The sequence below is a fragment of the Pseudomonas sp. PSB11 genome, from assembly GCF_014596605.1.
Classification (GTDB): Bacteria; Pseudomonadota; Gammaproteobacteria; order Pseudomonadales; family Pseudomonadaceae; genus Aquipseudomonas; species Aquipseudomonas umsongensis.
On record NZ_NOIO01000007.1, the window covers coordinates 164,793 to 176,635 of the forward strand.

The 11,843-nt window shown below is 62.1% G+C and carries 12 protein-coding genes; 4 read left to right on the forward strand and 8 right to left on the reverse strand.

From position 1 onward, the window contains the following. Positions 1 to 135: 135 nt before the first annotated feature. From CGA21_RS11560 to CGA21_RS11590, 7 genes are all read right to left on the reverse strand, one after another. Entirely contained in the window at positions 136 to 906 is a 771-nt protein-coding gene (locus CGA21_RS11560) for an IclR family transcriptional regulator (RefSeq protein ID WP_110748977.1), read from the reverse strand. An 87-nt stretch (positions 907 to 993) separates the two neighbouring features. Then, positions 994 to 2,436: an amidase gene (locus CGA21_RS11565; RefSeq protein WP_188264236.1), complete on the reverse strand. Its 1,443-nt coding sequence runs from the start codon at positions 2,434 to 2,436 to the stop codon at positions 994 to 996. Positions 2,437 to 2,438: 2 nt separating this feature from the next. Continuing rightward, a complete protein-coding gene (locus CGA21_RS11570; protein WP_168757364.1) occupies positions 2,439 to 3,749 on the reverse strand; it encodes a citrate-proton symporter in 1,311 nt (436 codons plus the stop codon). Positions 3,750 to 3,830: 81 nt separating this feature from the next. Beyond that, on the reverse strand, positions 3,831 to 5,006 hold the full coding sequence (locus CGA21_RS11575) for a M20 aminoacylase family protein (RefSeq protein WP_188264237.1): 1,176 nt from the start codon (positions 5,004 to 5,006) through the stop codon (positions 3,831 to 3,833). Between the two features lie 284 nt (positions 5,007 to 5,290). Next, a complete protein-coding gene (locus CGA21_RS11580; protein ID WP_110748967.1) occupies positions 5,291 to 5,614 on the reverse strand; it encodes an amidase in 324 nt (107 codons plus the stop codon). Beyond that, on the reverse strand, positions 5,611 to 6,705 hold the full coding sequence (locus tag CGA21_RS11585) for a serine hydrolase domain-containing protein (protein ID WP_110748966.1): 1,095 nt from the start codon (positions 6,703 to 6,705) through the stop codon (positions 5,611 to 5,613). Before CGA21_RS11585 ends, CGA21_RS11580 begins: the two co-directional genes overlap by 4 nt. A gap of 172 nt (positions 6,706 to 6,877) precedes the next feature. After that, complete coding sequence (locus tag CGA21_RS11590; RefSeq protein ID WP_110748964.1) at positions 6,878 to 7,765, reverse strand: acyl-CoA dehydrogenase family protein; 888 nt, start codon at positions 7,763 to 7,765, stop codon at positions 6,878 to 6,880. Between the two features lie 155 nt (positions 7,766 to 7,920). Between CGA21_RS11590 and olsB the strand changes: the two genes are divergently transcribed. Further along, positions 7,921 to 8,676 carry an L-ornithine N(alpha)-acyltransferase gene (gene olsB, locus CGA21_RS11595; protein ID WP_188264238.1) on the forward strand — a complete coding sequence of 252 codons (756 nt, stop codon included), beginning with the start codon at positions 7,921 to 7,923 and terminating at the stop codon, positions 8,674 to 8,676. Next, positions 8,676 to 9,467 (forward strand): lysophospholipid acyltransferase family protein, encoded by a 792-nt coding sequence (locus tag CGA21_RS11600; RefSeq protein WP_110748960.1) that lies wholly within the window; start codon positions 8,676 to 8,678, stop codon positions 9,465 to 9,467. The genes olsB and CGA21_RS11600 overlap by 1 nt, the downstream gene beginning before the upstream one ends. 108 nt (positions 9,468 to 9,575) lie before the next feature. Here the strand turns inward: CGA21_RS11600 and CGA21_RS11605 are convergent, their stop codons facing one another. After that, positions 9,576 to 10,154 carry an ACP phosphodiesterase gene (locus tag CGA21_RS11605; protein WP_188264239.1) on the reverse strand — a complete coding sequence of 193 codons (579 nt, stop codon included), beginning with the start codon at positions 10,152 to 10,154 and terminating at the stop codon, positions 9,576 to 9,578. Between the two features lie 172 nt (positions 10,155 to 10,326). On the opposite strand from CGA21_RS11605, the gene CGA21_RS11610 reads away from it, so the two are divergent. Beyond that, positions 10,327 to 10,629: an ArsR/SmtB family transcription factor gene (locus CGA21_RS11610; RefSeq protein WP_110748957.1), complete on the forward strand. Its 303-nt coding sequence runs from the start codon at positions 10,327 to 10,329 to the stop codon at positions 10,627 to 10,629. 35 nt (positions 10,630 to 10,664) lie between these two features. Next, complete coding sequence (locus CGA21_RS11615) at positions 10,665 to 11,831, forward strand: MFS transporter (RefSeq protein WP_188264240.1); 1,167 nt, start codon at positions 10,665 to 10,667, stop codon at positions 11,829 to 11,831. Positions 11,832 to 11,843 lie beyond the last annotated feature (12 nt).

Genomic DNA, 11,843 nt, shown 5'->3' on the forward strand with positions numbered 1-11,843 from the left:
GCCCACGAGCCAATTGCAAACTTGTAGGAGCGAGCATGCTCGCGATGGACTCAAGAGCACCACGTTTATCCTGCAACCCCGCGTTATCGTTAACGACCATCGCGAGCAGGCTCGCTCCTACAGGTTAGGCGTCAATCAAGCCATCGCCTGCTGCACATCGCCAATCGTGGCGGCGAGGCTGTTGAGGTGCAGGCTCAGCACGCGCTCCACCGGTGCCTGGTCCATCGGCCAGTGCAACGCCATGCTGCCGACCAGCCGACCATCGGTGTGAATCGGCAAGGCCACCGCACGAATCAGGAAGGGCAGGCGCACCGGGTATTCCCAGTAGCCTTCGGTGCGCTGGCCGAAACCTTGATGCAATGCCTGTTCGGTGGCGCTGAACAGAGATTCGTCGCTCACCCGTTCACGCTCGGCCAGGCGTTCCACCTCATGACGTTCCAGTTCACCGAGGCAGGCTCGGCCCATGGCCGAGTGAAACAGGCTGGCATGCTGGCCGACGATCTGGCAGTTGTTCGGATAGCGTTTGCGCAGCACCGAGGGGATCGCACTTTCCATCACCTCCACCCGTTCGCCATCGAAGCACGACAGGTCCGCCACCAAGCCGGTGCGCTCGCATAACTCCAGCAACAGCGGCGCGGCGCTTTCCACCAGGCGCCGCTTGAAGCGTTGCCGACTGTCACCGAACAGGCGCTTGGCACACAAGCGGTAGCGCCGGTCGCTCAAGCCGCGATAGATCCAGCCCTGCTCCTGCAACGTCAGCAACATGCGCGACACCGTGGCCTTGGGCAGGCGGGTCAAGTAGTGCAACTCCTCCAGGCCCAATGCCTGATGCTCGCCCAGCAACTCGACGATCGCCAAAGCGCGCTCGACGGAACGTACGCTGCCGGTTTCTGCCTTGTTTTCCATGGATTCGATATCCCCAAGCCCGGATCGGATGATCGCTGCTCTCTTTTTATTAAAAAGCACAGCAAGATGCGGGCCTGCCCGAAGGTTTCACGCAGTTTGCAGACAACCGGGTGGCCGACGCGTAACCCATTGCGTTAGCTGCTCATGGGCGTAAGCCAGCTGCAAAACCGCAAGGTCAGCCTGGGCCGGGCCAATGATTTGCAGGCCCATCGGCAGTCCGGCCGGGTTGAAACCCACCGGTACGTTCATGCTTGGCAAACCTGCCAGGGTTGGACCTATCACCACTTCCATCCAGCGGTGATAGGTGTCCATATCTTGCCCGCCGACCACACGCGGCCAAGGGGTTTGTGCATCAAAAGGGAACACTTGGGCAGTGGGCAACAGCAGGAAATCGTAACGCTCGAACAATTCGTTCAAGGCGCGATACCACTCACTGCGGCTGACCGAGGCTTGATAGACATCGGCCGCAGTCAGGCGCAGGCCACCCTCGATTTCCCACTGGGCTTCGGGCTTGAGTTGTTCGCGCTTGCGCGGGTCGGCATACAACGCACCGAGATTGCCGTGCACCAGCCAGTGACGGTGCACCAACCAAGTCTGCCACAGGCGTTCCATGGAGAAATCCGGCTGACAGGCTTCGACCTTGCAGCCCAGGCTCGCAAAGTCCTGCAGCGCCGACTCGCACAAGCTCATTACGCCAGGCTCCATCGGCAGATAACCGTTGTAGTTGCCCAGCCAACCCACGCGGACCTCGCTGAAGTCCCGTGCCAGCGACTGATGGAAAACCTGCGGGCACTGAGTCAATGACAATGGCACGCGAGGGTCGTACCCGGCCTGGGTCCCGAGCAAACGCGCGACATCGGTGACGGTGCGGCCCATCGGCCCCTCGGTGGCCAGTTGCTGGACAAACACCTCCGGCTGCAGGCCATGCGGCACGCGGCCCTGGGACGGACGCAAACCAAACACGTTATTGAACGCCGCCGGGTTGCGCAGCGAGCCCATCATGTCACTGCCGTCGGCTACCGGCAGCATGCGCAACGCCAGCGCCACCGCCGCCCCGCCGCTGCTGCCACCGGCAATCAATGTCGGGTCGTAGGCATTGGTGGTGGTGCCGAACACGCTGTTGTAGGTCTGCGAGCCGAGGCCGAATTCCGGCACGTTAGACTTGCCGATGATGATCGCGCCGCAATCACGAACCCGCGCCACACTGATGGCATCGTGCTGTGGAATGTGTTCGGCGAACAGCGTTGATCCCATGCTCGTGCGCAACCCGGCGGTGGCCGCCAGGTCCTTCACCGCTTGCGGCATGCCATGCATCCAGCCACGGGACTGGCCCTGGTCCAGTTGTCGGTCGCAGGCGTCGGCCTCTGCCAGCAGCTCCTCGGCAGGTCGCAGCGATACCAGCGCATTGACCTGTGGATTGAAGCGCTCGATCTGCGCCAGGTAGGCCTGCATCACTTCACGACAGGACACCTGCCGCCCGTGGATAGCGCGGGACAATGCATCGGCGTCCATTTCAACAATCGGATTCATGTTCAAGGTTTCACCCCAAGTTCAAGTGCAACGGATCGCTTTGCCCGTGGTGCTTCCTGCATGCAGTAAGTGCCCAACAGCGTCAGCACGCAAGCGAACAACACGTAGAACGAAGGCGCCACCGGTGTCGCCAACACCTTGCTCAGCCAGGTGACGATCAGCGGAGCAAAACCGCCGAACACCATGACCGCAACGTTATAGGCCACCGACACGCCAGTGGAACGCACTTCGATCGGAAACTGCTCGGCCAGCGCCGTCGGTGCCGGACCAAAGAAGCCGCCAATCGAACTGCACAACAGCAGTTGCATCACCAGCAAGCGCTCCACCGAGGGCGCCGCCGCGACCCACACGTACAGCGGATACACCATCAGGAAAAATGCCAGGGTGAAAGCCATCAACACCGGACGGCGACCGAGACGGTCCGACAATGCGCCAGACAGCGGAATCACCACGGTCATCACCGCCACCGCGAGCATTTGCACCAGTAGCACCTGATCCAGCGGCAAGCCAAGGTTTTTGTGAGCGAAGGTCGGCATGTTCACCAGCACCACGTAGAACGACACCGTCGCGCCGCACGCCAGGCCCATCGACACCAGGATGGCGCGGCGATGTTCGCGGATCACTTGCAGCAAACCCGGGCTCGCGCCTTTGGCTTGTTTGCGTGCCTCGAGAAATTCTTCCGGTTCCTCCATGTGCTTGCGAATCCACAGGCCGACCGGGCCGATCAACAGGCCGATCATGAACGGAATCCTCCAGCCCCAGCTGTCCAGGGCCTCGGGGGTCAGCAGATGGGTGAACAGCGCCACCATCCCTGCCCCGGAAAACACCGCCAGGCATTGCCCCACCAACTGCCACGAACCGTACAACCCCTTGCGGTGCGCTGGCGCGCTTTCCACCAGGAACGCCGTGGCACTGGCGTATTCGCCGCCGGTGGCAAAACCCTGAAGCATCCGCGCCACTACGATCAACAACGGGGCGCCCATGCCGATAGCGGCATAGTTCGGCGCAAAGGCGATCAGCGCGATCGACACGGTCATCAAGCGGATGATCATCTGCATCGCCGCCTTGCGGCCTTTGCGGTCCGAATACATGCCTAGCAGGATGCCGCCCACCGGGCGCATGAAAAAACCGACGCCGAACGTCGCCAGGGCCATCAGTAACGACGCGTATTCGTCTTCCGACGGAAAAAACTGTCGGGCAATGATGCTCGCCAGAAAGCCGTAAACAATGAAGTCATACCATTCCAGCGCGTTGCCGATAACGGCAGCGACCACCTGCCGGGTGCGCGAAACACCTGTGCTCGAAGTGTGCATGGGGAACTCTCCAATAACCTGTTGGGTGATGCCGAACGCGACTCGACGCGCCCGGTCCAGCGGCAGTAGAAAGTGAAAGGGTCAGGCCGGCTTGAGCCAGCTCTCGGTCAGCGCGCCCCAATACGCAGCCCCGGTCAGCAGGATGTCGTCGTTGAAGTCGTAGGCGGGGTTATGCACCATCGGCCGCGACACGCCGTTGCCGATGAACAGGTAGGCGCCGGGGCAGCGTTGCAGCATCCAGGCGAAGTCCTCGCTGCCCATCAGTTTGGGGGTGTTGCCATCGACGGCATCGGCACCGACCAACTCGACGCCGACTTGCCGGGCGAATTCGGTTTCGGCGGCGTGATTGACCAGTACCGGGTAAGCCGGACGGTGTTCGATTTTCGAACTGCAACCGAAGCTTTGCGCCTGGGATTGGATGATCGCGCGCACTCGGTCGAGGGTCTGCTCACGCACCTGGGCGTTCAGCGCCCGCAGGCTCAGGCGCAGGGTCGCCTGCTGGGGGATGACGTTGGCCGCCTCGCCGGCTTGCAATGCACCGACCGTCACCACCGCCGCCTGCTGCGCATCGATGTTGCGCGCGACCACGGTTTGCAGCGCCATGACCACGCTGGCCGCCGCCACCAATGGGTCTACCGCCAGATGCGGCATCGAGCCGTGCCCGCCCACGCCTTCGAGGGTTACGGTGAGCAAATCCTGCGAAGCCATCATCGGCCCTTCGCGAAACCCCAGGTGTCCCGCTGGCAAGCCCGGCATGTTGTGCATGCCGAACAGTGCGTCGCAAGGGAAACGTTCGAGCAGGCCATCGGCGAGCATCGCTTCGGCGCCGCCCTGGCCTTCTTCGGCTGGCTGGAAAATCAGGGTCAGCGTGCCATCGAACTGGCGAGTCGCCGCCAGGTAGCGCGCCGCGCCCAACAACATCGCGGTGTGGCCATCGTGTCCACAGGCGTGCATGCAGCCCTGATGCCGGCTGCTGTAGGCCGCCCCGGTGTTCTCGATGATCGGCAGTGCATCCATGTCGGCACGTATCCCCAACTTGCGCGGGCTGCGGCCGTTGCGCAGGACGCCAACTACGCCGGTCTTGCCGATACCTGTGTGAACCTCGTAGCCCCACTCTTCGAGAGACTTGGCGACCAGCGCCGAGGTGCGACTTTCCTCGAAACCGAGTTCCGGATGGGCGTGGATATCCTGCCGGGTGGCATGCAGGTCGCTGGCGACGTCGTTGAGCCAGGCAAGGATGTGCTGATGTCGGGTCATGTCGAATGTCCTCGGGCCGGGTGTATTCCCGTTCTTTTTGTTCGCTGTGATTGCGCGACGTATCAACGGCAGGTCGCGTTCGCCACCAGATAACCGCGAGTCACGCACGAGGACAATCAAATGTGGTTCCACTGCGTGGAACCTGGGGGGCCGATCAATTGAAATTCGCCCAATACCCTGTGGGAGCAAGCCTGCTCGCGAATGCTCTGCCAGCCCCACTGCTTGCGTTGAGCCTGCCGACGCTTTCGCGAGCAGGCTCGCTCCCACAGGTGTTGTGTGTGGAGTCAGGGGTTCAAGCGGCAGCCCTGGCGTTCACCGATCCAGGCTGCACGATTAGTACGCCCCATGCCGCTGACGGTGATGCGCTTGTTGGTGACGTCATCGTAAAAACCGCTGGTGGGCAACCACTGCTTTACATAGCTGAGGCAATACTCGGTGTCGTTACCCATCACGTAGCGGCATGAGCAATATTCTTTCGCAGTGTATGCACTGATGATGTCGGGGAACGCCATCAGCGCCACTCGCTCATGCCAGACCCAGCCGACCAAGGCGAGCAACAGGACCAGCAGCAGCGCACTGAAAGGACGGCGACGCATGAAGCTGCTCATGGCTGCTCACTCCCGGCAAACGCCTTGAGCGCAAGCCTGAGCAACTCATTGTGCCGGTAGCTGCCGTCGCGATCATCGCCGTAGCGGACGATCACCAGGTTTGCACCGGGAATCACGTACATCGCCTGACCCCAGTGGCCCAGCGCAGCGAAGGTGTCGGCAGGTGCATCGGGCCAGGGTCGGGCGCCACCGCCTGCTGCACGATTGAGCCACCAGTGGCCGCCGGGAACCGCCTCATCCTGATTGGCGCGATAGCCAATGAAGGGTTCGCGATTGAATGCAACCCAGTCCTTGGGTAGCAATTGCTTATCGCCCCAGCGACCGTCCCGCGCCATCAACAGACCGATGCGGGCCAGATCCCGGGCGGTGAGGTAAGCGTAGGACGAAGCAACGAATGTTCCCGTGGCGTCGGTTTCCCAGATCGCTCGGCGAATGCCCAGAGGCTCGAACAGCGCGGTCCACGGATAGTCCGCGTAGCGATCCGGACCGACGATGGTTTTCAGTGCGGCAGACAACAGATTGCTGTCACCGCTGGAATAGCGAAACGCCTGCCCCGGTGCGGCGTATGTGTCGTGATCGGCAGTGAACGCGGCCATGTCCTGGCGACCACGGGTGTAGAGCATGGCCACCACCGACGACTTCAACGGTGCGTATTCGTAGTCTTCCTGCCAGTCGATGCCGGAAGCCCAGTGCAGCAGGTCGGCCATGGTCAGGTCCGGGTGTTTTTCCATTGGCGGATAAAATTTGGCCACCGGGTCCTGGAGCCTGAACCGGCCGTCGCCATAAGCTACGCCGAGGACCGTGGTCATCAGGCTTTTGCTGATGGACCAGGTGAGATGCGGCGTCTGGGCGTTGGTCGGGCCGGCGTAGCGTTCGTAGATCAACTGGCCGTCGCGGATGACGAGCAAGGCGTCGCTGCGGATGCCTCGGCGGGTGGTGTCGTCGCGGGGTGGGAAGGCGTATGCCTCTAGTGCTTGAAGCGCCGGACCGGTGATGGCTGGACCCGTGGGCCATTGCTCAGTGGGCCAGTCTTCAGCGTGGGCCGGGAGACTGAGCAACAGCATGAAAAACAGGAACAGGCCTTTTGGCATGGCGGGGGCTCGTGGCGATGAACCTGCTGAGCCTAGTCGAGGTTGATGACAGTTCCGGGATTTGTGTTGTTACTGCGACCGCCTTCGCGAGCAAGCCCGCTCCCACATTTAACCGGGTTCCCAGAATGATTGCGATCAAATGTGGGAGCGGGCTTGCTCGCGAAGGCGTCAGTCAATTCAGCGAAGATCCGGATAGTGCCTTGGCCAACCGCTTCCCCCGGGCCCCGGCCGCCAGATCCATAACCGCCTGATCGCGCTGCCACATCGCCGCCCACTGTGGCGGGCCATCGGCCAGCGCTGCGTTGATCTCACCCTTGAGCCCTTCGAACTGCGCAAACAGACCACCGAGCAACACATGCCCCGCCGGACTGACGGGGGGATGTCGACTGACTTCCGCGCACCCGGCCAGCAGCGCCAACAAGCGCAACTGCAAGGCTTGCGGCCAGTCACTGTCCTGGCCAACGCCGTACAGCCAGGCGGTCATGGCACTCAAGACATAGATGTCTTCCAGGGTTCGGAACGGCTTGACGTACGCATCCCAGCCATCCCCCGCGAGCAATTCGCACAATGCATTGTCGAGAAACAGCCGGCCATGACTGATGTCCGGCATCAACGGAATCGGCGGCAGTTTTTCCACCCGCACGCCCGGTTCATCGGGATAGACCACCGCCAGGCTCAGGCGCGGAGCTTCGCCTTGCTGTTCGCTGCGGGCGGCAATCAGTAGCCAGTCGGCAGCATCGCCCGCGGTGACGAAATCCTTGCGTCCGCTCAAGCGCAAATCGTGCAGGCGGGTCTGCATGTCAGCCACCCGCAGGCTGCGTTGCTCGGTCGCGCACAGTGCGCCGAGGCTCAACGGCGCGCTTGGCCACAGCATGCGCAACGCCGCCTGATAGCCCACCAGGAACGCCAGCCCCGGCGTCGCCATCATGCGTGCACCAACCACGGCCAACTCGAACGGAGTGACATTGCCCACTTGCTGCAACAGCGTGGCGAAGCCCTCGCCCAGGTCCGGGTTGGCGGGCAAGCGAGCGTGGCGTTTCAACAGGGTTTGCCAGGGCATAAGAGGCTCCTCGTGGGCTGTCATACAAGCATCACCAAAGCTTAACGGCGATGACACCGGGGCTACATAGCCTGACTTTGCACAACACGGCTGGATAAAGAAAGTCGATTCGCTGTAACCCCAAGACGGGTGAGCAGCCCGCACGGAGATTCGCCATGACTCAGATCGCACGCATCAGCGACACCGGCAACGAACGCCGCCTGCAAGCCGAACGCCTGGTCGGCGCCGAGGCTTTGCAGGAAGCCCAGGCCCTGCGTTTCAACGTGTTCAGCGGCGAGTTCAACGCCAAGCTCAAGGGCGCGGAATTGGGTCTGGACATGGACGACTACGATGTTCACTGCGCTCACATCGGCGTGCGTGACCTGAACACCGGGCGCCTGGTGGCGACCACCCGGCTGCTCGACCATGCCGCCGCCAGCAGCCTGGGCAAGTTCTACAGCGAAGAAGAATTCAGCCTGCACGGGCTCGTTCACCTCAAAGGCCCGATCCTGGAAATCGGTCGTACCTGCGTCGATCCGGCCTACCGCAATGGCGGTACCATCGCCGTGCTCTGGGGCGAACTGGCCGAAGTCCTGAACCAGGGCGGATACAGTTACTTGATGGGTTGCGCAAGCATTCCGATGCAAGACGGCGGGATCCAGGCCCACGCGATCATGCAGCGTCTGCGTGAACGCTACCTGTGCACCGAACACTTGCGGGCCGAACCGAAAAAGCCGCTGCCCACCCTGGATATTCCCTCGAACGTGATCGCCGAAATGCCGCCACTGCTCAAGGCCTACATGCGCCTGGGCGCGAAGATCTGCGGCGAGCCGTGCTGGGACGAAGATTTCCAGGTGGCCGATGTGTTCATCCTGCTCAAGCGCGACGAACTCTGCCCGCGTTACGCCAAACACTTCAAGGCGGCTGTCTAATGAGTCGCTTGCGCGTGTACGCGCGAGTCGCCCGGGTGCTTCTGGTGGTCGCGCTCGGCCTGAGCATGGCCAGCGTGTTCGGTATGTTCGAACGCCTGGGGCTGGCTCACTCGATGGAACGCCGCCAGCGCTGGTCGCGGTTTTTCATGGCACGCCTTGGCAACGCCCTGCCCTTCGACGTGACCCTGCACGGTGAGTTGCCCAAGACGCCAATGCTTTGGGTCAGCAACCACGTGTCCTGGACCGACATCCCGCTGCTGGGAATGCTCACACCGCTGTCGTTCCTGTCCAAGGCCGAAGTGCGCACCTGGCCGGTGGCGGGCTGGTTGGCGGCCAAGGCCGGCAGCCTGTTTATCCGTCGCGGTTCGGGTGACAGCCAGTTGATCCGCAAACAGATGACGCGCCACCTGCAACAGGCACATCCGCTGCTGATGTTCCCGGAAGGCACGACTACCGATGGCCGTTCGCTGCGCACCTTTCACGGTCGCCTGCTGTCGGCGGCAATCGACTCCGAGGTGAAACTGCAACCGGTGGCGATTCGTTATGTGCGCAACGGTGAGCCCGACACACTGGCACCGTTCATTGGCGATGATGATTTGCTGTCGCACCTGATGCGCTTGTTTGCCAGCGACCGCGGCGCGGTGGAGATTCATCTGCTCAAGCCGATCCCATGCGAAGGCCGCGAACGTGCTGCGCTGGCATTCGAAGCGCAGCAGGCGGTGCAGAAGGCGTTGTTTGGCGCGATCGCGCAAACGCAGAAAGTCCCAATGCGACCCGCTATCGCGGCATAAACATAGATCTCCTGTGGAAGCGGGCTTGCCCGCGAATGCGGTGTGTCAGCCGGCATAGATGTCGACTGACACACCGCATTCGCGAGCAAGCCCGCTCCCACAATAGCTTTATGGTGTTGGCTGGTTTTGGGCAAAATCCTGAAGCTGCGGATAGAACAACCGAAAATCCTCGCTCAACGGCTCATACAACACCCGCAGCTCCTGCATCGCCGCCGCCAGTTCCTCCGGTCGGGTCAAGCGTCGTGAAATCCCCCGCAATACCTGCTCCAGCACTTCGAATTCCCGATAAGACCCCAACCAGTCATGGGCCACCATGTGCGGCGCGATTTTCGCCAGGCGCTCCGGCAGTTGAGTCTGGGTGGACAGCACCCGGTACACGTCCGAGGTGAACAGCTCCAGCGGCCGCTCGGCGTAGAGCGCCCAGTCCCGCGCCAGGCAATGGTCGAAAAACACATCGAGGACGATCCCGGCGTAGCGCCGGCGCGTGAGTGAAAAACGCGATAACGCGCCATCCACCAGCGGGTGGCGATCGGTGAATACGTCGATGCGGCGATGCAGCTGGATGGCCGTTTCGATTTCCGGATCGAACTGCCCTTGCAGCCGTCCCTTGACGAAGTCGCCATAGAGACTGCCGAGCAATTGACCGGGACGCTGGCCACCGAGGTGAAGATGTGCGAGATAGTTCATGGGCGCAGCTTAGCACTGCCCCCTTGATTCATTGCAACCAACATATCGTTATAACCCGATATATCGATTTGCTCTGTCCTCAGAGCAAAATCATATTTGTATATCGCGAAATACCGATTTAAAGTTCGCCTTATCGCGATATAGCGTTTTACTGATCACGAGCCCCCAAACCATGACCATTGAACTCGACGAAATAATAAAAGCCCTGGCGCACCCGGTACGGCGAGAAATCCTGCACTGGCTCAAGAATCCGGACGTCGAATTTCCAGACCAGTCCCACAGTAATGAGCACGGCGTTTGCGCCGGGCAGATCGATCAACGTTGCGGCCTGTCGCAGTCCACGGTGTCGGCACACCTGGCGACCCTGCAACGCGCCGGCCTGATCAGCAGCCGCAAGGTCGGCCAGTGGCACTTTTTCAAACGTAACGAGGAAACCATCCAGGAGTTCCTCAAAGTCTTCAGCAAAGAGCTCTGACCCTTTACGTCAGCCAGCCGACAAGGAATCCACCCATGCCCCTCTCGCTACTCATATTGGCGTTAAGCGCCTTCGCCATCGGCACCACCGAGTTCGTCATCATGGGCTTGCTGCCTGACGTGGCGGCCGACCTCGGTGTGTCGATCCCTGGTGCCGGCTGGCTGGTGACCGGCTACGCCCTGGGCGTGGCTATTGGTGCGCCCTTCATGGCACTGGCCACCGCCCGGCTGCCGCGCAAGGCCGCCCTGGTGGCGCTGATGGGCATTTTCATTGTCGGCAACCTGCTTTGCGCGGTTGCCAGTGACTACAACGTGCTGATGTTTGCCCGTGTGGTGACCGCCCTGTGCCATGGTGCGTTCTTCGGCATCGGTTCGGTGGTGGCGGCAGGCCTGGTGCCCGCCAACAAGCGCGCCTCGGCAGTAGCCCTGATGTTCACCGGCCTGACCCTGGCCAACGTCCTCGGCGTGCCGCTGGGTACTGCGCTCGGTCAGCAAGCCGGCTGGCGCTCGACCTTTTGGGCGGTGACCGTCATCGGCGTAATCGCATTGATCGGCCTGATCCGCTTCCTGCCGGCCAAGCGCGATGAAGAAAAACTCGACATGCGCGCCGAATTGCGCGCCCTCAAAGGCGCCGGTATCTGGTTGTCCCTGAGCATGACGGCACTGTTCGCCGCCTCGGTATTCACTCTGTTTACCTATGTGGCACCACTGCTGGGCGAAGTCACCGGTGTCTCGCCCCGCGGCGTTACCTGGACCTTGATGCTCATCGGCCTGGGGTTGACCGTCGGCAACATCATCGGCGGCAAGCTGGCGGACAAGGGCCTGGCGGCGACCCTGATCGGCGTCTTCATCGCCATGGCCGTGGTCTCCACCGTACTGACCTGGACCAGCGTCGCGCTGATCCCGACCGAAATCACCCTGTTCCTCTGGGCCACCGCGTGTTTCGCCGCCGTGCCGGCCCTGCAAGTCAACGTGGTGACCTACGGCAAGGCGGCACCGAACCTGGTCTCGACCCTGAACATCGGCGCCTTCAACGTCGGCAACGCCCTGGGCGCCTGGGTCGGTGGCAGCGTCATCGCCCACGGTTTCGGCCTGACCAGCGTGCCTCTCGCGGCAGCCGCCCTGGCGGTACTCGCCCTGCTGGCGACCCTGATCACTTTCCGTCAGAGCGGCGACCCCGAACTGGCCCCCGTTACCCACTGATCTTCACAAGAG